The following is a 25,275-nucleotide window of genomic DNA, read 5'->3' on the forward strand; positions in this document are numbered from 1 at the left end:
CTCGTATTCTATAAATATATCCTTACGGATTTTGCTACATTACAACTTGTTTTCTGGTCACCGCATGATAACCTCTAATTATCATTGGCTTTGGTCAACTGGTATAGGTTAATACCTCCTGTAGTTTTTAACTACTTATGAAGTCTGCCGCCCAGCCAATCTACTGATTTTCGAACTCACATGCTGTATCGATTAGATAGTTTACTAATTCAGAGTAGGATTAGGTGCAGCTTTAACTCTCTAACCAATGAATACTGATACTTGCGAGGATGTTTTTAGTGATTGTAATTAGGGGCTATCATGCAGTGATCAGATTAAGACCAGTAAATTTTAATGAAAGGAGGCCATTCCAATGAAACTTTTTGTCGGTATTGACGTTAGCTCAAAAGATTTAGTAACTTCAATGATTTCTGAAGAAACAACTGAAGTTGTTTTCCATGGTAACTTTGTTAATGATTTGAAAGGCGCAACAGAATTAAAAAACATGATTATCGATACGGCGAATTCAAATCATCTCGACCAAGTTGTGATTGGCATGGAAGCCACTTCCATTTACAGCTTTCACCCAGCAATGTTTTTCCAAGAAGACTCGGACCTTAAAAAGTTCAATACACAATCCGTGGTTATCGATCCTAAGAAAACTAAGCGCTATCATGATGTCTTCGCTGAAGATAAAAATGATCAAATCGACGCTTTTTACATTGCTGACTTCCTACGTGTTGGACGCTATTCAGTAGGGATTGTTCGTCAAGAGAACTACATTGCCCTGCAACGCTTAACGCGTTCCCGATATGAGCTTGTTCAAAGCTTAGCTCGGGCTAAGCAACACTTTATTGAGAACCTATACTACAAGCTCAATAAATTAGTAATTTCTGATGAACTGAATACTTCTATCTTTGGTTCAACGATGATGAGTCTGCTAACTGAAGATATGACTACTGATGACTTACTTAATCTTTCGATTACTGATTTAGCCGATTATCTGAATGAACACGGCCGGGGTCGCTTCGCGAACCCTGAAGCCTTGGCGAAAATAATTCAAAAGGCAGTTCGTGCTTCTTATCGTTTAGACAAAGTAATTGCTAATTCAGTTGATACAGTTCTCTCCGTTTATGCCGAGGAAATTAAAGCTTTTCAGAAGATGATTAAAGACCTCGACAAAGCAATTGAGAAAGTAGTTCAAGTAACTGATGAAGAACAGATTTTGCGCTCCATTCCCGGAATTGGACCAGTATACGCTGCTGGTATTTTAGCTGAAATTGGTCAAATCGAACGATTTGATAATGAAGCTAAATTGGCTAAATATGCTGGGCTTTCCTGGCGAGAAAAGCAGTCCGGAGCTTACGCTAGTGATAATACTCCGCTCAAGAGAACTGGTAATGCTTATCTTAGATACTATTTGGTTGAAGCTGCCAACAGAGTTAGAATCCAAGATCCAGTTTTTGGTGAATATTATCGGCGTAAATATCAAGAAGTAAAGCATACCCCATCAAAACGCGCTCTCGTCCTTACCGCACGTAAACTTATTAGGGTGATTTTCTTCCTACTCAAAAATCATCAAATCTATCAGGAAAAGAGGTAATTGGTATAGGAAGATAAACTGATTCTCGACGCTTAGCTTTTAAAACACCTTGGGATCAAGGCTTATTTAAGTGCGTCAAAAATCTGGTCAAAACAAGTTTGTCAGTGATAATTTTATCTTGACTTATTACCACATGACTTAAAATCGTTGCTTACAGCTAAACCATAACAAATTAAGCAATTAATAGTATCACACCTCAATATTAAGATGCAATCACTTTCGATTTTTAATTTTTAGGAAACCGATAAACTAATCTTAAATAAGCTATTGACATCGCTTACATACAACAGTATATTATTAGGTGTAACGATAAACTAAAGCGTTTTCAAATTAATAAAGGGAGAATTAGTACAATGAATTATTTTATCGGTGTCGATGTTGGAACTACTTCTACAAAAGCAGTTCTATATGACCAAAATGCAACTGTGTTAGACCAATTTAGCCAAGGTTATTCCCTTTACCGCGATGCTAGTGGAATGGCTGAACAAAACCCAACTGCAATTGTCGCAGCAGTCGAAAAAGTTATTCATGATGCGGCACAAAAAGCAGATTTAACAAACGGAAAATTGTTAGCGGTATCATTTTCTAGTGCTAACCAAAGCGTGATTATGCTCGACAAGAATTTCAATCCTCTTTCACGGGTGATCACTTGGGCTGATACACGTGCGCGCGATGTCGCAAACGAATTAAAGAATAGTCCAGCCGGTCAGCAAATTTATGCTAAAACAGGTACACCTATTCATCCAATGTCCCCATTGACCAAGATTATGTGGCTCAACAAGACACAGGCAGATAAGGTTGCCCAAACTGCATATTTTGGCGACATCAAGTCCTACCTCTTCCACCAGTTTTTCAATACGTTTAAGGTTGATGTTTCCATCGCTTCATGTACCGGAATGATGAATGTCAATACGTGTGACTGGGATGATCAGGCATTGGAACTCGCTAACGTCGATCGTTCCCAATTACCAGAAATCGTGAACGGAACAACCCAAGCGATTGGCTTAACAGCAGTAGCGCAAGCAAAAATGGGCATCCCCGCTGACACGCCATTTGTCTATGGTGCTTTTGACGGTGCTTTATCTAATTTAGGCGTGGGGGCAATTAAGCAAAATACTGTTGCCATTACGATTGGGACTTCCGCTGGTGTGCGGGTTGTAACTGACCATCCAGTAATCGATCCTCAGCAACGACTTTTCTGTTACGCCGTAGATAAGGGCTTATGGGTCATCGGCGGTCCGCTTAATAATGGTGGCGATGTCTATCAGTGGGCTGTTGAGCACTTAGTTGACGCTAGTGCAGTTAAAAATGAAAATATTGATCCTTACACTCTTGCTAACCAGGTTATTGAAGGTGTTCCTGCTGGAGCTCACGGTTTGCTTTTCCACCCATTCCTTGGCGGTGAACGGGCACCATTATGGGATGCAAATGCGCGTGGTAGTTTCTTTGGACTTTCCCACATTCATACCCGTGCCGATATGCTGCGCTCAGTAATGGAAGGAATTTGTATGAATATTGCAACTGTTTTCCAAGCGGTTCGTGACCTTGTTGGTAATCCCGCAAGCGTAACTGCAACTGGCGGTTTTGCGCGGGCTGAAGTTTGGCGGCAGATGTTAGCAGATGTCTTAAACTGTCCAGTCAATATCCCTAACTCATTTGAATCCGGTTGTCTCGGTGCAATCACCATGGCAATGAAGAGTCTAGGAATGATTGAAAACTATGAAATCATCAAAACACTAATTGGTGATATCAGTTCCTATCAACCAAATCAAGAGGCAGTTAATGTTTATCAAAATTACTTACCACTCTTTCAACAGGTTGAGGGATTATTAACACCAGCCTATTCGACCATCGCTAAATTACAACAACAATCTACTCATTAGGGGGTTATTATTATGCCTTTACTTATTGTTTTAATCGGAGTTATTATCTTAATTTTCATGATTGTTAAACTAAAAATGAACACTTTCGTTGGTTTAGTAATCACATCATTCATCGTTGGTTTGTTACTCGGTCTCCCGCTTACAAAGATTCCCCAAACTATTGAAACTGGGATCGGGGGCCAGCTTGGACACTTAGCTATCATCTTCGGTTTCGGTTCAATGCTTGGTAAATTAGTTTCTGATGCTGGTGGTGGCTATCGAATTGCAACAACCTTGATTAATAAGTTTGGTCGGCGCTGGATTCAAGTTGCTGTTATCCTTGCCTCCTTTATCATTGGGTTAGCATTATTCTTTGAAGTTGGGCTTGTCGTTGTATTACCAATTATCTTTATCATTGCCCGCGAACTCGATATGCCATTGATGTACCTCGGTATTCCAATGGCGGCTACCTTAAACGTTACCCACGCTTTCTTACCACCACACCCCGCTCCAACTGCTATTACAGACATTCTTGGCGCTAACCTTGGACACGTATTGCTGCTTGGTATTTTAGCCGCAATCCCAACAATCATTATTGCTGGTCCAGTTTATAACTGGGTATTACAAAAAGTATATCCACGTGTTTACCGCAAAAATATTGATATTTCAGTTCTTGGCGAATATAAAGAATTCAAGCTTGAAGAAACGCCTAAATTCGGTATCTCCGTTTTAACTGCAATGATGCCAGTTATCTTAATTGCCGTTGCTACTATTTGTTCATTTATTTTCCCTAAGAACAATCCCGTTAATGAATTCATCCAATTTATTGGTGCTCCTGATCTTGCAATGCTTCTTTCATTAATTTTTGCAATCTTTACGATGGGACTACAACGAAACCAAAAAATGGAAGATATCTCGACCTCCCTTGCCGACTCAATCAAGCAAATCTCAGTTATGCTTTTGATCATCGGTGGTGGTGGTGCCTTCAAGCAAGTTCTTGTTGATGGTGGAATTTCTAAGTACATTTCTGGACTATTTGCTCAAACTAGCATTTCACCAATTTTAGCTGCTTGGTTAATTACTGCATTATTACGGATGTCACTTGGATCCTCAACGGTTGCTGCGATGACTGCTGCCGGACTTGTTGTTCCAATGGCTCACCAATTTGGTAGTAACTCAATTATGGCAACATTAATGGTTCTTTCCATCGGTGCCGGTTCTGTCTTTTGTGGACACGTTAATGATGCCGGTTTCTGGATGATTAAGGAATACTTTGGCCTTTCATTAAAGGAAACTTTGCTTTCGTGGACAACTCTTACTTCCGTCTTAGCCATTGCTGGGTTAGGAGCCGTCTACGCCATTTCATTATTTGTCTAAGTCAATTTAAGCGTCCTAGCGAATTAGCTAGTGACGCTTTTTGTATGGTTTGGTATTCTTAATAGTAGAACTAATAAGGATGATGAATAAACAAATGACGCAACATACTACTATCGCTGACGTTGCTAAAGCAGCTGGTGTTTCAGCGACTACTGTTTCACGTATTATTAATGGTCGTTATGATAAAATGCGCCCAGCAACGCGGAAACGGGTGGAAAAAGCAATTAAAGACCTTCACTTTGTTCCAACCGCTTCCGCACGACAGCTTCGACAAACTCATAGTCACGTTGTCGGAATCCTCGTTGGAGATATTTCTAACCCCTTTTCATCTTTACTTGCTAAAGGGATCGATGATGTTTTGCAACAGGCAGGCTATGATATTCTCCTCATGAATACGAACAACTCACGGGAAAATGAGAGTCGTGCTCTTCAGCGACTATACCAACAACGAGTTGACGGTATTATTGTCCAACCTAATTCCCGTCACTTTAGTCAATTTGCTCCTGCTATTCATAACGATATTCCACTAGTGATCGTTGACCGTGAAGTTGATGACCAGCCTTCTACAGTTGGCAAGGTCACTTCTGCTAATCGTGATGCTTGTTATAACCTCGGTAAGATTCTGTATCAAAATGGATATCAGAATATTTTAACTGTCAGCGCACACTTTGCGGAGGCATCTGGTCAAATTCCCCGAATTGCCGGTTTAAAGGTTGCTGCTGCTGATAACGGGCTAAGCTATCACAATATTGAAACCCGAGGACATGATCGGCAGTGGCTTGCTAAAACGTTTCTGCAACAGTTAAACGAGCTTAAAGGCAAAACTGCTGTCGTTTCATTAATGGGACCCATTTTATTTGACCTTTTAGCGATTTTTAAGGAACTAAACCTTTCCTTCCCTGACGATCTTGGCTTAGTTAGCTTCGATGATTGGGAATGGTCGCAATATGTCGCTAATGGAATTTTTCTATTGAAGCAAGATATGGAGCTAATGGGTAGCTTAGCAGCTAATAAACTTTTAACGCAAATTAACCAACAAAGTACCATCAGTTCCACTACCCTTTTACCAGTTGAAATCATTGCACACCAGTCACTTTAGCATATAATATTACAAAGAGAATTAAATTGAGTTTTAAAGGAGAAACAATAAATGAACTACTTAATTGGTGTTGACGTTGGAACCTCTAGCACAAAGGCCGTTTTATATGATCAAAATGCGCAGGTGATCACACAAGCTAATTATGGCTACGAGTTGCACCGCAATGCCGTGGGAATGGCAGAACAAGAGCCAGAAGAAGTAATCAATGCTGCTGAACAAGCCATCCATGATGTGGCTACGGCAGCTGACCTTAGTACGGGGAACCTACTAGCAGTTTCAATTTCAAGTGCAAATCAAAGCCTCCTCTTATTAGATAAAGATAAGAAGCCCCTTTCACGGTTAATCACCTGGGCAGATAGTCGTGCTCAGCGCGCAGCAGACAACCTTAAGATGATGACTGAAGGACAACAACTATATATGAAGACGGGGGTTCCTGTTCACCCTATGTCAACCTTGACAAAGCTCCTTTGGTTAAGGGAAGACGAAACAGATTTATTTAGCCGCACAGCATATTTTGCTGATATTAAGGCTTACCTTTTCTACCGGTTATTTAATGAATTTAAGGTTGATATGTCAATCGCTTCCTCAACTGGCTTGATGAACCTTAAAACTTGTGATTGGGATGACCAGGCTCTTCGGGTTGCAGGAATAACCAAAGATCAACTGCCTGAAATTGTCGATGGAACAACTCAAGCAATTGGCTTAGTGCCCGAAGCCCAAGAAAAACTAGGAGTACCCGCTGATACGCCATTTGTCTATGGTGCTTACGATGGTGCCCTTTCAAATATTGGTGTTGGTGCAACTAAGCAAAATACAGTAGCAATTACAATCGGTACTTCCGCAGCTGTACGAGTCGTAACTGATCATCCTGTTATTGATCCAGAACGCCGCCTCTTCTGCTATGCTATTAATAAAGGATTGTGGGTCGTTGGTGGTCCGCTTAATAACGGTGGCGATGTCTATGAATGGGCAGTAAAACACCTTGTCGATAGTAGCGCAGTTAAAAACGAACAGGTCGATCCTTATACTTTGGCAAATCACGTTATTGAAGGAGTACCAGCAGGCGCGCATGGACTCCTCTTTCATCCCTTCCTGGGCGGTGAACGGGCACCATTGTGGAATGCTAAAGCGCGTGGTAGTTTCTTTGGACTTTCTCATATCCATACACGGGCTGATATGCTACGAGCAGTCATGGAAGGAATTAGCATGAACATTGCAACAGTCTTCCAAGCAGTACGAGCGTTAGTCGGTGAACCAGCGAGCGTTACTGCAACAGGTGGCTTTGCTCGCTCAAAAGTATGGCGCCAAATGCTTGCTGATATCTTAAACTGTCCGGTTAACGTTCCTGACTCATTTGAATCTGGCTGCCTCGGGTCAGTAGTTATGGCTATGCAAAGTTTGGGAATGATCGATAGTCTTGATACACCACAGAAGTTCATTGGTAAGGTTAGTTCTTACCAACCAGATCCAGCCGCAGTAAAAGTATATCAACGTTATACTCCACTCTTCCAACAAATTGAAGATATGCTTGCTCCGGCTTATTCTGAAATCGCTAAACTACAAGAACGCCAAAACAATTAAAGAATCAAAAAAAATCGATCTTACAATCATTTTCCGATGTGAGATCGATTTTTTAATTATGACTATTCTGTTAACAGGTTCTTAATATTACCTTTAGCATTTCCAAAAGCAACGTAAAACGCTTCCAAGCATGTTACTATTAGCTTGTACTAAAAAATTATTTATAGAAAGGAAGTGGTACTAATGGCCGCATGGAAAAAATGGTGGATTTCATTTGTGATGATGCTTCAGGTAATCGTTGGAATTGTTGTCGTGTCGCTATGGTTTTATCGTGATCAAACTTGGACGATTCCAGTTAATGATTGGCTTCATAGTTCCATTGGTCAAAGTTTCTCAGCAGGAGTCGCAGTATTTTTAATCATTGTCGCCTTAACCGTAATAGCAATTGCTGTTTTTCGCCCAACAACAACTAAACAAATGACAATCGCCAAGGATGGTGCTAACAAAATTCAAATTGATCAGCATGCGGTTGAACACAGCCTAACTACTTCAATTGCTAAATTTGACCTTTATAACCCAGTAATTAAACTCAAAATGCACCGTAACAATCATAATGCAGACGTTACCATTCACGGAATGATGTCTAATAGAACCAATCCAAAACTAATTCATACAGTACTACTCCAGACAATTAAAGAAAACCTTAAACGAGACTTCGACATTGATCTTAATAAATTACATATTAAGTTAAGTCCATACTCAAACAAAGAATCAGTTAACATTGTCTAAAAAGGAGGTACACCATGAAACTTGCTACAATTGGCGTTATCTTAGGACTGCTTATTAGCATTAGTTGGATTATGTGGGGTTTTCTCCCAATGATCGGCATTCTATTAGCTGTCACTATCTTGGGCGGAATTGGCTATATTCTTGATGCAAAGGGCTATTCATTAAATAAACTTGCGATAAAAATGTTAGATAAGTTTGCCAACTAATTCGAGGAGGAATTAATATGACAACCACTACAAATAATAAAACAATTGATGAGCAATTAACATTCGATGATCAAGTAATTGAGAAAATTGCTGGGATCACCGCTAGCAAAGTTCCTGGAATCCTTTCCCTGGATGGAAATATGTTTAGTGAATTAGCGGACAAAGTAACTTCCGGAAGCAATCCAACCAAGGGTATTAATGCCGATGTTGGTGAAAAGCAAGTCGCATTAAAAATGGAAGCTACCATCGAATATGGCAAAAGCGCTCCAGAAATTTTTAAAGCTGTTTGTTCTGAGGTGCAACATGCAATCAATAAGATGACTGGTTTAAATTTAGTTAAATTTGAGCTACATATCAATGATGTTAAAACAAGAGAAGAAGTAAAAAAAGATACAAAATAAGGGAACAAGCAAAGCATGAGCACCTTCGTTTTCAACACGAAGCTCCCACATGCAACATCGGCCTCCAGCATTCGGCTTTACCGGGCGTTGGGGGCCTATTCTGGTTGCTTCCTATGGACGTGGCTTTACTTATGTCATATTTACACAATAATCATTTAAAATGACGTCCTAAAATAACTAAATCACGTTTAATCCCATCAAGCTCTGCTACTTGTGGTAAAAGCCCCCATTGCGTAAAACCAAACGATTTAAATAACTTTAGGCTTGGAATATTATGACCAAAGATATAAGCCACGATTGTATCAACTGTTAATTTAGGCAATTGACCGATAATAAATTCCATGGTTTTTGTACCAACCCCTTGTTTCCGCAACCGTTGATCAAGGTAAATAGCAATTTCACTAGTATGATTATATGCTGGACGACCATAAAAATGTTCAAGGGCAACCCACCCGAGAACCTCATTTTGATATTCAATTACCCAGATTGGATGATTTTCGTCAAACGCTTCAAACCACCCTTTCCGTTCCTCAACCGTTATCGGGGTAAGATCCGCAGTCGCTAACCGTGATGGAATAATTTGGTTATAAATTTCAACAATTTTTGGTAAATCTTCAAGTGTCGCTTTTCGGTATCCTAACTCCACTATACTTCCCTCTAAAAAATTTCCTAAACTAATTTTTTTGAACCATTCGAACTAACCCAATCATCATACTTAATAAAATTCCGATTGATGCTAGTAAGGTATATCGCCGTAATTGTTGATTTTCTTCAGTTAATAATTTTATTTCTCGTCGCATAGCTTTTTTCTTCACTGTAAGCACCGCCTTCATTAATTCTAACAAGACCATCATATCATATTATTTGCGATTGCTTCTTAATATTTTATCTTTATCCTGTTAATGACTATAATAAAAATCATAAGGAAGTGTGTAGAGGGTATGATTTTAAACGATATTATTAGTATTTTATTATTTTGCGCGTTTGCTTATCTTTTTAATTTTAACTTTCACCGCGACAACTATGCCTATGCTATTGTGATGTTTATCGGTATGATGGTATTTTATGGCGATTTTTACCATCATCTCCCAGTCAACTGGAAATTGTATATTTTGCTTATTGCTACTTTTTTATGGGCTTTATTCACAATTTTCATGGGAAGGCAAGCATTAATTAAACCAGCTCAACGTAAACATTTTTCCTATGCAACGATTATTGGAATTTTTGCAATTATTATCACTTTTATCTTCAGAATTATTCTTTAAAAGCAATAAGGGAGCATGATTATGAAGCCGTATCTGGCTTCTATCACGCTCCCTTATTATATTGCTAGCAATCATGTACTCGATCAATTTGAGAATTTAAGTCTGTATTACTAAGATCCAGAACTTCAAGATTATCTGTTAAAACGCGTTTAGGACTGACAAGTGGCATTGTAAAGTATCGCGGGTTAAACCTTACTTCCATTTCATCATCAAATTGAACTGCTGTATGGTCTTTAATAAAAACATCCCCTAAATTAGAGGTAATCTTTTCATTATAATCTGGGGTATCTAAATCCTCTTTAACAAGGATTAGTCGATAATCACCATCTAAACTGCAACTCCCAACTGCAGAAAATGGACCAACCCCATCATCAAAATCCAGGAGCATCTTCTTAGATGATAATTCATAACGCTGTAAACGTTCGATAGCTTGATCAGTAAATGTGATATTCATTAATATCAACCCCATTTCTTAAAATCAGTACTTATATTTTAACTAATTAAGAATAAGCTTTGAAATTTAAAGCTCAAAAAAACTGAGAAAAATTTTGCGATTTTTCTCAGTTTTTAATTTAACTTATTTATTAACCTTCGAATGCATCAGTCAAAGGAGGAACAACTTGCTTCTTCCGTGATACAACACCCGGTAAATTCATCCGCTTGTTTTCGTTAAGCTTCTTGCCAAAGGCTGCTTCAACCTTTTCAGCAGGATCACCAATAACTAATAATTCTGAGTCACTGTTTAAGATGTTAGTAGCGATTAATAAGAATAAATCATAATCGTTATCATCCATCATACTTTGCATTTGACTTTCAAGATCAGCTTGACGAGCAAAAACATCATCTAAATCAACAGTGTTAACTTGACCAATACGAACTTTCTTGCCGCCAAGTTCAAAGGTCTTAGCATCACCATCAACGATATCAGCATCAGACTTAGCACCAAGGTTAGTACCAGCCTTAAGCATTTCAATGCCGTACTTTTCGTAATCTTCAACACCAGCGATCTTTGCTAAGTACTTAACAGCTTCACGATCGTGGTCAGTTGTAGTTGGTGACTTCAAAAGCAAGGTATCAGAAATGATAGCAGAAAGCATCATCCCAGCCAAGTTAGCGGGAATATTAATGTGCTTTTCTTGGAACAATTCTGTAATGATTGTACTTACACAACCATAAGGACGAACAGTTGCCCAGAGTGGTTGAGCCGTTTCAAAGCCGGCAATCCGGTGGTGGTCAACTAAGTGCGTTACAGTGACCTTATCAATATCACTAACACTTTGTTGTGGTTCGTTGTGGTCTACAAGCATTACCTTATCTACTTCGTTTGCAGCAGTTTCGATTACGCGTGGTGCTTCCATACCGAAAGTCTTCAATGCAAACTTAGTCTCATCATTTGGTTCACCTAAAGCAACTGCTTCAGTTTCGTATCCCAATTGGTTTTGGAAGTATGAAAATGCCATTGCAGCGGTAATCGCATCTGTATCAGGCTTTTGGTGTCCAAATACTAATTCTTTGCTCATATAAATTCCTCCTGTTTGTTCACTACTTTAATCTTAGTTATTTCTAGTAGGTGAAACAATCTACATTTTCTATTCTATCATGGAAGTTAATAGATTAAAGAACAATTATTAAATATCTTTCTTATTATGGGTAAAATCTTTTAAGATCTGCCACATGTGTTCATGCTGATTGTTAAAAAAGCGCGGCGGTTCTTCATCTAATGAAAAATATTCAGTGGTTGTCGTTTCTGTAACTTTTGGCTGATAATGTTTAGCGCTAGTTTCTTCAACCAAGTAAAAAGCATTAATTGGTTGAACGCGGTCACCATTAGGATAAGTATAAAAATCCTGATCAAGGATTGCTAGCCGTTTGACAGGCACAATTTCAATTCCCGCATCTTCTTTAAATTCGCGCTTTACAGTTTGCTCAAAAGATTCGCCAAATTCCATATAGCCGCCTGGGAAGCCCCAATCACCAGTATCTGCGCGTTCTTGAAGCAAGACAGCTCCTTGCTGGTCTAAAAGCGCTCCAGAAGCACTAGTCATGATTAAAGGACGATGCCCCACCAAATCACGAATTTCTTTAATGTATGCCAAATTTTTCGCCTTCTTCTTAGCTTTGACTAACAGGGTCTTCCGTTAAGATATTAGTTTGTTTCATTCGAAGCTTTACTGGTTCCCCTTGCGTATCAGTGTCAATTACAAAAGTCCCGTTTGACTTGATCGAACTTAGATGATGGTCGGTAGCCATTATATCTTGGAATGCTGGCCGGTTAGTAATAGTCTCAAAAGCTCCCTGATAATCAGGGTCATAAGCAAGGAAGTCCGCAATTTCATGAGGATGTGATTTTAACCGTCGAAGGACAAGTTCTCCTCGTCGTGCACGTGCCCCAACCTCAATCTCATCAACGGGCATTTCCTTAAATGCTCCTCGTTGGGTAATTACAGCAATATTTTGACCATCTTTAACTAAGATTTGATCTGCCACTTGGTCATCATCTTTCAGGTTAATGGCCCGTACACCAGCTGTCCGGATCCCTGTTACAGGAACATCTGCGACATCATACCGCACTGCATATCCTTGGCGACTAATCGTCAATAGTGAACAATTCTCATTTGTTGGTTCATAGTAATCAACATTTACAACTTGCGCATTATCCCTGAGCTTAATTGCAACACTTGCATGACTCTTGTAACGAGAACCGGGTTTATAGTCATTAAAGGCCGTTTGCTTTACTTGACCATCGCTGGTTCCCATGATAATTGTTCCCGGTTGATTCAGTTTATCAAAAATCATCGCCTTAATGATCTCTTCATTATCTGCTAAGCCGATTGTTTGTGAGATATGCTCGCCAGTATCCTTCCACCGCGCATCCGCAATTTCATGAATTGGGCGGTAAATAATATGCCCAAGGTTGGTAAACATAAATAAATGCGATAAGGTATTCGTTTGTTGAATCAATAATGGGTAATCGTCTTCCCGGAGGCCGTTTTCTTCTGCTTCCGAAGCCTTGAAGGAACGAATACTGCTTCGTTTGATATAGCCCGCATGCGAAACCAAGACCACAACATCTTCATTTGCAACCGTAACTTTAGTATCAATCTCAAGTTTTTCAACATGATTTTCAATCTTAGTCCGTCGCGGATTGCCAAATTCCTTCTTGATAGCCCTAATCTCCTTAGTAAGGACTTTTGCTAGCTCATTTTCGTTAGTTAAGATTAATTGATATTCATTAATCCGCGAATTTAGTTGCTCTTGTTCTTTTTCTAGCTCAGTTACATCCGTATTTGTTAAGCGATAAAGTTGCAAGGTAACAATTGCTTCGGCCTGTTCAGGTGTAAAGTTGTATTCTTTTACTAAGTTTTCCTTTGCATCCTTACGATTCTTACTTGCTCGAATTGTTTTAATGACCTTATCTAAAATTGAGAGTGCTTTGATTAACCCTTCGACAATATGCAAACGTTGCTGCGCTTTCGTTAGGTTATATTGTGTCCGTCGACGAATAATCTCTTTCTGGAATTCGAGATAGGAAGTCAAAATTCGCTTCAACCCAACACGCATTGGTCGCTGGTCATCAATCGCAACCATATTGAAGTTATAGTTAATCTGTAAATCGGTGTTCTTTAATAAGTAATTAAGAATACCGTTCGCATTAGCTCCCCGCTTGAGTTCGATTGCAATTCGTAATCCGCTACGATCAGTTTCATCGCGAGCTTCCGCAATTCCCTCAACTTTTTTGGCAAGGCGCAGATCATTGATTCGTTTAACTAGTTGCGCCTTATTTACTTCATAAGGAATCTCCGTCACATTAATTTGTTGACGACCACCTCGTAAGGTTTCAATTTCCGTTTTTGCTCGCACTACAACCCGGCCGCGACCAGTCTGATATGCCTTACGAATGCCATCAATCCCCTGAATGATTCCACCAGTTGGGAAATCAGGACCAGGAATAAATTCCATTAACTTATCTAAAGAAGCATTTGGATGCTTGATAAGATAAATCAATGCATCAAGAACTTCGCTTAAATTATGCGTTGGGATCTCAGTAGCATATCCAGCAGAAATTCCAGTTGCTCCATTAACGAGTAAGTTCGGAATACGTGCTGGTAAAACTGTCGGCTCCTTTTCAGTATCATCGAAGTTTAAGGCCATCTCAACTGTATCTTTGTCGATATCTTGAAGCATTAAACCTGCTATTTTACTAAGCCGAGCCTCAGTATAACGCATGGCAGCTGGTGGATCACCATCCATTGATCCATTATTACCGTGCATTTCAATTAGGGGTTCACGTAATTTCCAATCCTGACTCAACCGGACTAATGCTTCATAAATCGAACTATCACCGTGGGGGTGGAAGTTACCCATTACGTTCCCAACTGATTTAGCAGACTTACGAAATCCTTTATCATAAGTATTTCCATCTTTATTCATGGCAAATAAAATCCGGCGCTGAACCGGTTTTAATCCGTCACGAATATCAGGTAAAGCTCGTTCTTGAATAATTGATTTGGAATAACGCCCAAAACGATCACCCATGATCTGTTCGAGCGTCATATGTTCAATTTTTCCGTTTCTCACAAAACTTGATTCCCTTCTCTATTTATTCCATGTACTAATTGTCGGCTCTTTAGTTTGAGGTAATTGCCCTTTATTCTCAACTAATTGATCGGATTCTTGATCATCGGCTAACGTGAATTGGACATTTTCTTCAATCCATTCTCGCCGTGGTTCCACCTTATTACCCATCAAAGTAGTTACACGACGCTCAGCTAATTCAGCATCCTCGATCCGAACTTGGATCAGTGTCCGGGTATCTGGGTTCATTGTCGTTTCCCATAACTGATCGGCATTCATTTCACCAAGCCCTTTGAACCGTTGTAATTGTGCTCCCTTGCCCATCTTTTTAGTCAATTTTGTTAATTCTTCATTAGTCCACGCATACGTGATATTAGTCTTAGCTCCACGTCCTCGTTGCAAACGATAAAGTGGTGGAAGAGCAATATAGATCTTTCCAGCTTCGATCATTGGCCGCATATACTTGTAGAAGAAGGTAAGAAGAAGAATCTGAATATGAGCACCATCATCATCGGCATCAGTCATAATAATAATCTTATCGTAGTTTGAATCTTCAACGTTAAATTCAGAACCGGCCCCAGCGCCAACAGTATAGATAATCGTATTCAATTCTTCGTTTTTTAAGACATCATCTAACTTCGCCTTTTCTGTATTTAGCACTTTCCCTCGTAATGGTAAAATTGCTTGGAATTTACGGTCACGTCCCTGCTTGGCTGAACCACCGGCCGAATCCCCTTCGACTAGGAATAATTCATTTTTCTTAGCATTTTTTGATTGGGCAGGAGTCAATTTTCCAGAAAGATTGCGTTCTTTTTTGCCCTTTCGTTTACCACCACGAGCTTGATTACGGGCTTTACGGGCAGCTTCTCGAGCTTCACGCGCCTTTAATGCCTTACGAATTAACATCTGAGCAAAGTCGCCATTTTCCATTAGGGCATAGTTAAGCTGCTCGCTGACAATCGCATCAACAATTTTCCGTGCTTCCGGAGTTCCTAGTTTATCCTTTGTCTGACCTTCAAATTGAAGTAGACGTTCTGGAATCCGGACAGAGATCACGGCTGTTAACCCTTCCCGAACATCACTACCTTCCAGATTTTTATCATTAGCCTTTAACAGACCAACCTTTTTTGCGTATTCATTGAACGTCTTCGTCCAGGCACTCCGGAATCCGGCTTCATGAGTACCACCATCTGGAGTTCGAACATTGTTGACAAATGATAGCAAGCTCTCAGAATAACCATCATTATATTGAGCCGCCACTTCAACTTCGACCCCGTCTTGTTTTCCATCAAAGTAAAGCGTCTTTCCTAAAACGTCCTTACCCTCGTTAAGATAAGAAACGAATTCTTGAATTCCATCGGCGAACTGGAATACATCTTGTTTTTCTTGACCAGCTCGCTTATCGGTAAGGGTAATCTTAATCCCTTTCAATAAAAAGGCCGACTCACGAAGCCGATTAGCTAAGGTATTATAGTCATAAACAGTAGTTGAAAAAATCCTCGGGTCCGGCTTAAATGAAACGGTCGTTCCGTTCTCAGCTTTGGTTTTTCCTAATTTTTTCAATGTTCCAACTGGTTGACCGCCATCCTTAAAAATTTCTTGGTAACGGACGTGATCACGGACAATTGTCAGGGTCAAATGTGATGATAAGGCATTTACAACGGAAGCTCCAACACCATGAAGTCCCCCTGAAGTCTTATAACCATCTGACTGACCAAATTTTCCTCCAGCATGAAGAACCGTCATAATAACTTCGGGTGTCGGTTTGCCAGAAGCATGCATTCCCACCGGCATCCCCCGACCATGATCTTGAACTGTAATCGCATTGTCTGCTTCAATGGTGACGTTAATCTCATCACCATAACCGGATAACGCTTCATCAACGGCATTATCCACTATTTCATATACCAGGTGATGCAATCCACGAGAATCAGTAGATCCAATATACATCCCTGGTCTTTTTCGTACCGCCTCAAGCCCTTTTAATACTTGTATGGATGAGGCATCATATTTTACTTCTTCTTTGGCCACAAAATGACCTCCCATTGCCAATATTATACCTAAACGTATGTTCGAAAAATTATTTTACCATTTACATTTGTTAATTGTAAAGCTAAACTGGCCACAATTTCAATTCATAATTAAAATGATACTGAAAACTTTGGAGAATGGCAAATTGTGCCTTCCTAGTGGTTAAAATTAAATATTCATGCTATGCTTAAAAGCTGTATAAGCTATTATTAAGGAGCTATTTATATGTTTTTTGAAATTATTGGGATGATTATTATCGCTTACCTATTAGGTTCAATCCCAACTGGTCTCTGGATCGGTAAGTATATTTATCATAAGGATATTCGCAAGTTAGGTAGCGGTAATATCGGAACAACGAATACCTTTCGGACATTGGGGTTTAAGGCGGGCGTTGTTGTTTTGTTTATCGATATTCTAAAGGGAACACTCGCTGCTAGTCAGCCATACTTTTTAGGAATATCTGGAACTGTTAACCCACTATTGATCGGACTCTTTGCCAGTCTTGGTCACACTGTATCAATATTCGATAATTTTCATGGTGGGAAAGCAGTGGCAACTAGCGCGGGGATTCTATTAGCTTATAACCCCCTCCTCTTTGTTGTTGCCTGTTTGATTTTTATCTTTGTCTTATGCTTGACAAGTATGGTTAGTGCCGCCAGTATGGTAGGGATTAGTGCAATTTTCATTATTGCCCTCTTCATTCATGCTTGGATTTTAGCAATCGTGGCAGGAATATTAACAGGAGTGGTCTTTTACCGCCACCGATCAAACATTCACCGAATTTTATCAGGAAAAGAATCGATGGTAAGTTTTGGCCTTGGCTATTATTTACGAGAAAAAAAACAAAATAAATAGGAGACTGGAAATAATCATTTTCACGGTCTCCTATTTTTTCGTTAAAATGGCTTAATACTAAAGTGATAATTATCTGTTTCATTTGGTGCTAGACGGTGCATCCCTTGCTTATGAAGGAGCAGCCCATCAGCATTGACATTATCTGCTATTCCCCACCATGGTTCTACACATACAAATGGAGCTGTATTTGGATATTGCGACCAAACTCCCACGTATTCCGTATTAAAGGTATCAACTATGACCCCATGATTAGCAACAGTATCTGTTAATTTGGCTGTAAAATGGCCGCCATCTGTTTTGAAAATAATAGCATCCTTATTAAAAAGATCATGATTAAGTGATAATGAATCCCTCATATCAATCAATTGTGGATGAGTTGAATCGTTATAGGCGCCATCTAAAACGATCCGTGAATATTCTGTTGCGGGTTTAACGCTTAATTCTGTTTGTTCAAAACTCCCGGCACCAGTTAATGGCATATTAAAACCAGGATGTGCTCCAATAGCATAGATTAATGTTTCATCTCCACTCGGGTTTTTTACCACATAACTGATTTCAACCTTATCAACAACTAATTCGAATTTTACCTGAAGACTAAATGAAAAAGGAAATGCCTTCTTAGTTTCACTATCATCATGCTGTTCCATCACAACCAGCGATGGTGTTTGCTCAATAACTTGGAATTTTCGATCACGTGCAAAACCATGTTGTGTTTGATGATAAGTTTGGTTGCCATATTGATATTGATCATCTTTTAAGCGGCCAACGAACGGAAAGAGGATTGGTGCTTGGCGATTCCATGAAGCGGGATCCCCCTGCCATAAGTATTCGATTTCGTTATCCTGCCGTTTAATACTATGTAATTGAGCACCTAATTCATCAATTTGCACAGTTAATTGTTGGTTTTGTAAAGTAATCATTGTTATCGATCCCTTCAATTGATAATCGTTTAACATTAAGTATATAAAAAAGGTTCCAAACGCACAATAGCAGATTTTGGAACCCTTTTCAATAAATATTTAAGTAAAATTCAGTAAAAACAAGCACAATATTTTTACTTTTGAACTTCTTCTTTATAGTCTCCATTTGGACAGACAACCTGTTTGCCACCCTTGACTTTCTTTTCAACGAGGAAGTGCCCATCCTTAGGACAATTACGTCCAATTGGTTTATCCCATGAAACAAAGTCACAATCTGGATAACGGGAACAACCATAGAAAGTTCGGTTCTTCTTTGATTTTCGTTCAACAACCGTTCCTTGCCCACACTTTGGACATGTAATTCCGGTATCTTTTACAATCGCCTTGGTGTTCCGACAATTTGGGAAGCGAGAACATGCATAGAACTTACCATAACGACCCATTTTTATAACCATTGGGGCCCCGCAAATTTCACAATCTGTGCCAGCAAGCTCATCTTTCATCTCAATCTTATCAACCTCTTCTTCAGCTGCATCAACTTCTTTTGAGAATGGTTGATAGAATTTATCAACAACATTAATCCAGTTCTGCTTACCCTCTTCAATCTCATCAAGTTTGCCTTCAATATCGGCAGTAAATTGGACATTGACAATATCAGGGAATTGCTTTTCGATAATTCGGTTGACAATTTCCCCCAGTTCAGTTGGTTCAAAGTGGCGTGATACAAGGCGAACATAATAACGTCGCTGAATTGTATCAAGGGTTGGCGCATAGGTTGATGGCCGACCAACACCATTTTCTTCCAAAGTTTTAATAAGAGCCGCTTCTGTATAACGAGCAGGTGGCTGGGTAAAGTGCTGAGCTGGATCGTCCTTTATCATTTTTGCCTTGTCACCTTCAGTTAATTCTGGCAACAAGTTATCTTTTTCAGTTCCTCGCTTATATACTTTCGTAAACCCAGGGAACTTAACTTTTGATCCATTTGCACGGAAATCGACCCCATTTTGCTGGAGGTTAACGCTCATCGTATCAATTACTTCCGCAGTCATTTGACTAGCCACAAACCGCGACCAAATTAAATTATAAAGTTTATACTGGTCGGAGGTTAAATATTGCTTCATTTTAGCTGGTGTCCGATAGACTGAAGTTGGCCGAATAGCTTCGTGAGCATCTTGTGCCCCTTCAGGTAATTTACCCTTAACCGGCTTTATTGCCGCATATTCCGCTCCATAGTTTTCATGAATATAGTTAGATGCTTCATGCTTAGCAATTGACGCCACCCGAGTCGAGTCCGTCCGCATATAGGTAATTAACCCAACCGGTGCTCCTTCTTTAATGTCGATCCCTTCATATAACATTTGTGCTGCCATCATTGTCTTTCGTGTTCGGAAGTTCAAACGACGGTTAGCATCCTGTTGCATGGTCGAGGTCGTATATGGTGGCTGTGGTTGCCGACGACGTTCTTTTTTAGTCACCTTAGTAACATCGAAATCTTTCTTTTTATCGATTTTAGAAAGGATTGCCTGAACGTCATCATTATTCTTCAAGGAAACCTTCTTACCATTTTCACCGTAAAAACTAGCCTTGAATTCTTCTTTGCCCTTCTTGAAATCGGCATCAATTGTCCAGTATTCCTCTGGTTTGAAGTTTTTAATTTCATTTTCACGTTGAATAATCAGATAAAGGGCAACTGATTGAACACGACCAGCACTTAAGCCTTTTTTGACTTTCTTCCATAAAATTGGGCTAATTGAATATCCAACTAATCGATCCAATACCCGTCGTGCCTGTTGGGCATCCACGAGATCCATATTAATTTCTCGGGGTTCCTTAAAAGCTTCTTTAACAGCATCTTTAGTAATTTCATTAAAGGTAACCCGGTTCTTTTGATCATCGTCAAGCTTTAAAATATTTGAAACGTGCCAGGCAATTGCTTCCCCTTCACGGTCCGGGTCAGATGCAAGATATACGGCTTTTGCATTTTTAGCGTCCTTCCGTAGTTCCTTAATTACATCACCCTTCCCCCGAATTGAAATGTAATCAGGGGTGTAGTCATTTTCAATATCTACCCCCATCCGGCTTTTTGGCAAGTCCCGAATATGGCCTAAACTAGCCACAACCTTATAGGACCGGCCTAAAAATTTACCGATTGTTTTTGCCTTTGATGGTGACTCCACGATCACCAGATTTTTTTTAATTTTTGAACGGCGACGAGTTGTCTTTTTCGCCGTTGATTTGGTTGTTTTGGTTGCCATTCTGGTAGGCTCCTAACATTTTTAATATTTCATTCAATAATATTATTAATCCATTTGACTACCATCTGTCAAATATAATCTCTAACTGAACAAAATATTTTAATCAACTTCTCACCAGAAATCAAGCCCTTGAATCGTACAGCCGAAACTCATCTAGCAGATCTTGGGCGCTGAGAATTGGTTTCGCGCCAGCTGCAATTAAGCTGTTACATCCTACTGATAAGGGAGCATCAATCCTTCCAGGAATAGCGCAGACAGACCGATTTTCATCTAAGCCGATATTAGCCGTGATTAAACTCCCACTCCTTTTCTTTGCCTCGACAACCAAAACCACTTCGCTTAAGCCTGCAATAATTCGGTTTCGCTCCGGGAAGTGATAAGCCACAGGTGGTTCACCCCGCCCATACTCAGAAATTACTAATCCTTGTCTGGCCACCTCATCTTGAAGGGTTTGGTGATTTCGGGGGTAAGCTTGATCTAAACCAGTTCCAATCACCCCAATAGTAAGGCCGCCATATTTTAGCGCAAGTTCATGGCTAAAACCATCTACTCCTTGAGCTAATCCGCTGACTACTACTATCTGCCGCTTAATTACTGGTGGCAACAATCCTCGTAAAGCGCTCTGTCCATAATTAGTTATCTGCCTAGTGCCAACAACACCAATTGAAGGCTGATGGAGCAAGCTCAGATTACCACGATAAAACAATACCAAGGGCGGACAGTACGTTTCTTTCAAGGTGATCGGGTATAACGGATCCGCAATCGTAATAAATTTTTCCTGACTGTTTAAGGCCACTGCTTGATCAAGCTCTGGACTGATCCAATTATTTTTCAATGACGATGCACTTCGTAAGCTAACATTTGCATGGTCAATCAAATAGTCAATATTATTAAAGCAGCGTGCCTGTTGAGCACACTCCCATAGACGATACTTTGAAACTAAGCCAATTCCGCGACATAAACTTAACCGTAATAGAAAATCGTTTACTTGTAACATAAAAAAGCCTCCCTATATTTATATACGAAAGCCTTTTGAAAATGCATTTTTTAATTTAAATATTTTGGAACGGGATTAAAAGAACGCCGATGAATAGGAGTTGCCCCCATTTTCTCTAAGCCGGCTAAATGTTCTTTGGTACCATAACCCATATTTTGTGCAAAACCATATCCTGGATAAACATAATCATAGTCCCGCATTAGGTGATCACGGTATTCTTTTGCGACAATACTGGCTGCAGCAACGCTAATACTCTTTTGATCCCCCTTGATCAAAGTCGTCTGGGGAATATCAATTGCTAACGGGACAGCATCAACAATCAGATGATCTGGCCGATGGTGAAGGTGGTTAACTGCCCGAATCATTGCATCCTGGGTAGCAGCATAAATATTCATTTGATCAATCACTGGTGCATCATTCACCGCGATGCTAACTTCAACCGCCTCATCAACAATCCGTAAATACAAATTTTCCCGTTCATGCCTAGTTAATTGTTTAGAATCAGTTACCCCTATCAGGTCAAAATCTGCATTTAAAATTACTGCACAAGTAACCACCGGCCCAGCCAATGGTCCTCTTCCTACTTCATCCATCCCTGCAATATACTGACATCCATTTTCCCAATAGTACTTTTCGTATTTGAACCGGTTATTGAACGCCTCTTTAGCTTCCTTCTGCCGTGCAAGCCACCGCTCAAATTGCTGAATTGCTGTTTGAACACCCTTGCGCGAATCATCACGAATAGTTTGCAAGTAAGGATCAGTTGTATCTGTAATAGTTTGTAAACGGGCCTTAATTTGACTAATGGTTTCCTTATTCATTTAGTCCATCCTCATTTAGGTCAGCGGGTACTTCCAAAGTGATTGGTCCTAATTTTCCCTTTCGCAAGTCAAAAATCAAGCGTTCACTAGCCCGGTCATAATCATCACGAAAGCCCATTTTAGCAGTAATCGTTAATAGTAAATCTGGATTGGTAACCGATTCGTCCAGATCTGCATCAGTTAAGTGGTAACGTTGCTTTAACACCTCTGGCTGATGTTGCCGCAAGTAATCAAGGGCAAACAACGCTACATCATCCTTTGCGTATAAGCTATCTTTAATTGCTCCTGTTAAAGCAAGCATTATCCCCTGCTTAGGAGTAGCAAATTTATGCCAAAGGACACCAGGAGTATCAAGTAATTCCAATTCTGCTGATGACCGCAACCATTGCTGTCCAGTAGTGACTCCGGGACGGTTTCCAGTAGCCGCAACGTTCTTTTTTACCAGGTGATTTAAAAGGGTTGATTTTCCTACATTGGGAACACCAACACACATTGCCCGAATTGGCCTCTTTTTCATTCCCTTGGCTTTTTCTTCTGCCAATTTATCTTTTAATATCTCTTTACTTTTAGCCGTTACAACTTTTGCCACGTTATTTTGGCGTGAATCGAGGGCAAGAACTGGTTGATTATGTTGCTCAAAGTATTTAATCCATTCATTTAATCGTTTCTGGTCTGCTAGGTCTGTTTTTGTCATAATTAAAAGTTTTGGCTTTTCGCCTGCAGCTAGTGCCACTTCTGGATTTTGTGACGAATAGGGGACACGAGCATCTACTAGCTCAAATAAAATATCTACTAGTGGCATTTGTTCACGAATTTGGCGTAATGCTTTTGCCATGTGTCCTGGGAACCATTGAATTGTTGCCATTTGACTTTCTCCCTTCTTTTCTAATTCATTGCATCAATATACCGTTGCCAAGCTTCATCAAAAATTGTCATTGATGGCAAATAGTCAGCATTTTCTTCTAAATAATGCGAAATTTCATCAAAATCCTCTGAATGCTTAGGAAAAGTAGTATCCAAAAAAGCGTTGTTTGCAAACTGTTGAACTTCATCTGCACTATTCGGGTTTCGTTGAGTCATTAAAAACTGATAAAAACTCATTCTCATTTTAATTTCCTCCAATATTTATTCATTACTTGTTGGGACCGTGATTAAAAACTTAAACCGTCCTTCTTGCATATTAATTTCCTGAGCAGAGTACTTAAGAGAACGGTGCTTGCTATAACGGTTAAGGTCTAATAAAACTGTCTTCTTTTGTGGATTAATTGTTACCCATTTAGGAATATTATAATTCTTTGCAATATAACCCATCACAAATTTGATCGGGATATTTAACCGTCCAACTGAAAGTCCCTTAGCCCGCAACAAGACATTTCCGTTACTTAACCGTTCAGGAATAAAGTTAATGGCAAATCGCACTTTAGCCCCTAGAAACTTAGTATTCCCTGTCAGGGTAGCATACTGATCGCCAACAATAAAATCATAACGGATCTTCTGCCCTTTTAGAAACTGATTCAGGTAGTTAGCAGCTAAAGCATTCACCTGTTTTTTATTCAATTCAACCGTTACTGATGAATCGCTTGGCTTTACTGCTTTGCTAGTTGTAGTAGCAGGAGTCGGTGCAGTCGCCTTGTTCAATACAACCCCGCAACTAATTACAATCAGCGCGACTAAGCAAAAAAAGGCCCATTTCCACCAATTAGTCTTTTTTTCTTCAGAATTTTTCATTTTTTACCTCCGTGTGAATTCCCAGCTATCATGTTTTTGCATTACCTTAAATAATTGGTCAGCAATTTTGACATATCCCGTATGATTAGGATGGAAATTATCTTCTGTTGAAATATATTTATTAAGGTTCTTATCCTTATGATTCATAATTTCAATGACCCGCTTTTGACTGACCTGCCCTTGGTTAGCCTTTTCTTCTTCCTTGATCAGCTGTTGTTGCTGACTCTTAGTCTGATATTGACCGTATGACATCAGCTTATTAATGTTCACAAAATACATCGACTTATAATTATTCATTGTATCTTGCGTAGTTTGGTTCCATTGATTAATTGACTTGTTGATAATTGTTACATCTGGGAAATAGGTATAGAAGGGATTATAAATACTCATCACAAAAATAGGGGCCTTAGGATTTTCCTTTCGAACTGCATCAAATAGCTTAATTAATTTTTGTTGATAAGTTTTTTCACCACTTTCAACACTACTGGTGACTTGCCGTTCAGAGCCCATTACGTTTTTTTCCAGAATCTGCATCAAGTCGTTCCCACCAACAGTCATCGTAATCACATCCGCGCTCCGTAAGTCACTACGTAATTGAGATTGCTGGTTTAACCGGTCAAGAATCTGGTCGGATCGGTCCCCTGTTACCCCGTAATTGACTGTTGTAACCTTGGTTTGGTGATAACGGTGTTCAATTTTTTCCTTAATTACCCCAACGTACCCACCATTATTAGTTTCATCCCCTTGACCGTGAGTAAGGGAATCGCCTAGTGCAACCAGCTTTACATTTTTCTTTTCAATATATTTTGGTTTAACAACTTTTGAACTATTACTAGTTAAATTTGTAAAGTGGTTAACAGTATACCATCCTCCACCAACAATCATAATAGCCAAAAGCGATAATAATAGCCATTTAGTCCACTTTTTCATCTATTCTATAGTCCTTTATTTTAAAATTTTAAGAAGATAGAGGCTGGGAAAAATTTTCATT

General features: G+C 39.6%; 25 protein-coding genes. 10 read left to right on the top strand and 15 right to left on the bottom strand.

What is annotated here, in order from left to right; genetic code table 11:
- Positions 1-352: 352 nt before the first annotated feature.
- The 8 genes from LMB56_RS06130 (at position 353) to LMB56_RS06165 (ending at position 8,837) form a co-directional block, all read left to right on the top strand.
- Positions 353-1,582 carry an IS110 family RNA-guided transposase gene (locus LMB56_RS06130; RefSeq protein WP_229282092.1) on the top strand — a complete coding sequence of 410 codons (1,230 nt, stop codon included), beginning with the start codon at positions 353-355 and terminating at the stop codon, positions 1,580-1,582.
- A 353-nt stretch (positions 1,583-1,935) separates the two neighbouring features.
- Positions 1,936-3,465, top strand: a complete 1,530-nt coding sequence (locus LMB56_RS06135; RefSeq protein ID WP_229283614.1) for a gluconokinase — start codon at positions 1,936-1,938, stop codon at positions 3,463-3,465.
- A gap of 12 nt (positions 3,466-3,477) precedes the next feature.
- The gene (locus LMB56_RS06140) at positions 3,478-4,821 is read left to right on the top strand and encodes a gluconate:H+ symporter (protein WP_016496896.1); all 1,344 of its coding nucleotides are present in this window, start codon (positions 3,478-3,480) and stop codon (positions 4,819-4,821) included.
- Between the two features lie 79 nt (positions 4,822-4,900).
- Complete coding sequence (locus LMB56_RS06145) at positions 4,901-5,920, top strand: LacI family DNA-binding transcriptional regulator (RefSeq protein WP_019252584.1); 1,020 nt, start codon at positions 4,901-4,903, stop codon at positions 5,918-5,920.
- Between the two features lie 51 nt (positions 5,921-5,971).
- The gene (locus LMB56_RS06150; protein ID WP_229283613.1) at positions 5,972-7,501 is read left to right on the top strand and encodes a gluconokinase; all 1,530 of its coding nucleotides are present in this window, start codon (positions 5,972-5,974) and stop codon (positions 7,499-7,501) included.
- A 183-nt stretch (positions 7,502-7,684) separates the two neighbouring features.
- Positions 7,685-8,230 carry an alkaline shock response membrane anchor protein AmaP gene (gene amaP / locus LMB56_RS06155; RefSeq protein ID WP_016496899.1) on the top strand — a complete coding sequence of 182 codons (546 nt, stop codon included), beginning with the start codon at positions 7,685-7,687 and terminating at the stop codon, positions 8,228-8,230.
- A gap of 14 nt (positions 8,231-8,244) precedes the next feature.
- Positions 8,245-8,436, top strand: coding sequence for a hypothetical protein (locus LMB56_RS06160; protein WP_019253406.1), 192 nt, complete (start codon positions 8,245-8,247; stop codon positions 8,434-8,436).
- Positions 8,437-8,453: 17 nt separating this feature from the next.
- The gene (locus tag LMB56_RS06165; protein WP_003674201.1) at positions 8,454-8,837 is read left to right on the top strand and encodes an Asp23/Gls24 family envelope stress response protein; all 384 of its coding nucleotides are present in this window, start codon (positions 8,454-8,456) and stop codon (positions 8,835-8,837) included.
- Between the two features lie 151 nt (positions 8,838-8,988).
- Here LMB56_RS06165 and LMB56_RS06170 read toward each other — a convergent pair whose 3' ends face one another.
- Positions 8,989-9,483 carry a GNAT family N-acetyltransferase gene (locus LMB56_RS06170; protein ID WP_229283612.1) on the bottom strand — a complete coding sequence of 165 codons (495 nt, stop codon included), beginning with the start codon at positions 9,481-9,483 and terminating at the stop codon, positions 8,989-8,991.
- A 28-nt stretch (positions 9,484-9,511) separates the two neighbouring features.
- The gene (locus LMB56_RS06175; protein ID WP_003666088.1) at positions 9,512-9,652 is read right to left on the bottom strand and encodes a hypothetical protein; all 141 of its coding nucleotides are present in this window, start codon (positions 9,650-9,652) and stop codon (positions 9,512-9,514) included.
- Between the two features lie 126 nt (positions 9,653-9,778).
- Here LMB56_RS06175 and LMB56_RS06180 point away from each other — a divergent pair, with 126 nt between their 5' ends.
- Entirely contained in the window at positions 9,779-10,102 is a 324-nt protein-coding gene (locus LMB56_RS06180) for a hypothetical protein (protein WP_229283611.1), read from the top strand.
- A 64-nt stretch (positions 10,103-10,166) separates the two neighbouring features.
- On the opposite strand, the gene LMB56_RS06185 is transcribed toward LMB56_RS06180, so the two are convergent.
- The 5 genes from LMB56_RS06185 to parE form a co-directional block, all read right to left on the bottom strand.
- Entirely contained in the window at positions 10,167-10,556 is a 390-nt protein-coding gene (locus LMB56_RS06185; RefSeq protein WP_324294725.1) for an iron-sulfur cluster biosynthesis family protein, read from the bottom strand.
- Positions 10,557-10,686: 130 nt separating this feature from the next.
- Positions 10,687-11,622 (bottom strand): manganese-dependent inorganic pyrophosphatase, encoded by a 936-nt coding sequence (locus LMB56_RS06190; RefSeq protein WP_003668076.1) that lies wholly within the window; start codon positions 11,620-11,622, stop codon positions 10,687-10,689.
- A 108-nt stretch (positions 11,623-11,730) separates the two neighbouring features.
- Positions 11,731-12,198 (bottom strand): NUDIX hydrolase, encoded by a 468-nt coding sequence (locus LMB56_RS06195; RefSeq protein ID WP_229283609.1) that lies wholly within the window; start codon positions 12,196-12,198, stop codon positions 11,731-11,733.
- Between the two features lie 16 nt (positions 12,199-12,214).
- The gene (gene parC, locus LMB56_RS06200) at positions 12,215-14,680 is read right to left on the bottom strand and encodes a DNA topoisomerase IV subunit A (RefSeq protein ID WP_229283608.1); all 2,466 of its coding nucleotides are present in this window, start codon (positions 14,678-14,680) and stop codon (positions 12,215-12,217) included.
- Positions 14,681-14,698: 18 nt separating this feature from the next.
- Entirely contained in the window at positions 14,699-16,723 is a 2,025-nt protein-coding gene (gene parE, locus LMB56_RS06205; RefSeq protein WP_267865207.1) for a DNA topoisomerase IV subunit B, read from the bottom strand.
- A gap of 210 nt (positions 16,724-16,933) precedes the next feature.
- Between parE and plsY the strand changes: the two genes are divergently transcribed.
- The gene (gene plsY / locus LMB56_RS06210; protein ID WP_003666074.1) at positions 16,934-17,563 is read left to right on the top strand and encodes a glycerol-3-phosphate 1-O-acyltransferase PlsY; all 630 of its coding nucleotides are present in this window, start codon (positions 16,934-16,936) and stop codon (positions 17,561-17,563) included.
- A 41-nt stretch (positions 17,564-17,604) separates the two neighbouring features.
- Here the strand turns inward: plsY and LMB56_RS06215 are convergent, their stop codons facing one another.
- From LMB56_RS06215 to LMB56_RS06250, 8 genes are all read right to left on the bottom strand, one after another.
- Positions 17,605-18,483 (bottom strand): aldose 1-epimerase family protein, encoded by an 879-nt coding sequence (locus LMB56_RS06215; RefSeq protein WP_459075849.1) that lies wholly within the window; start codon positions 18,481-18,483, stop codon positions 17,605-17,607.
- Positions 18,484-18,617: 134 nt separating this feature from the next.
- Entirely contained in the window at positions 18,618-20,738 is a 2,121-nt protein-coding gene (gene topA, locus LMB56_RS06220; protein WP_035169862.1) for a type I DNA topoisomerase, read from the bottom strand.
- Between the two features lie 121 nt (positions 20,739-20,859).
- The gene (dprA, locus tag LMB56_RS06225) at positions 20,860-21,735 is read right to left on the bottom strand and encodes a DNA-processing protein DprA (protein ID WP_229283605.1); all 876 of its coding nucleotides are present in this window, start codon (positions 21,733-21,735) and stop codon (positions 20,860-20,862) included.
- Between the two features lie 50 nt (positions 21,736-21,785).
- Complete coding sequence (locus LMB56_RS06230) at positions 21,786-22,556, bottom strand: ribonuclease HII (protein ID WP_229283604.1); 771 nt, start codon at positions 22,554-22,556, stop codon at positions 21,786-21,788.
- On the bottom strand, positions 22,549-23,421 hold the full coding sequence (gene ylqF / locus LMB56_RS06235) for a ribosome biogenesis GTPase YlqF (RefSeq protein WP_019254033.1): 873 nt from the start codon (positions 23,419-23,421) through the stop codon (positions 22,549-22,551). The genes LMB56_RS06230 and ylqF overlap by 8 nt, the downstream gene beginning before the upstream one ends.
- A gap of 20 nt (positions 23,422-23,441) precedes the next feature.
- On the bottom strand, positions 23,442-23,663 hold the full coding sequence (locus LMB56_RS06240; protein WP_003670906.1) for a YozE family protein: 222 nt from the start codon (positions 23,661-23,663) through the stop codon (positions 23,442-23,444).
- Positions 23,664-23,681: 18 nt separating this feature from the next.
- Positions 23,682-24,284 carry a YpmS family protein gene (locus tag LMB56_RS06245; protein WP_003670905.1) on the bottom strand — a complete coding sequence of 201 codons (603 nt, stop codon included), beginning with the start codon at positions 24,282-24,284 and terminating at the stop codon, positions 23,682-23,684.
- A gap of 3 nt (positions 24,285-24,287) precedes the next feature.
- Positions 24,288-25,214, bottom strand: a complete 927-nt coding sequence (locus tag LMB56_RS06250; protein WP_229283603.1) for an SGNH/GDSL hydrolase family protein — start codon at positions 25,212-25,214, stop codon at positions 24,288-24,290.
- Positions 25,215-25,275: the final 61 nt, after the last annotated feature.

Source organism: Limosilactobacillus reuteri (assembly GCF_020785355.1).
GTDB classification, from domain to species: domain Bacteria; phylum Bacillota; class Bacilli; order Lactobacillales; family Lactobacillaceae; genus Limosilactobacillus; species Limosilactobacillus reuteri_I.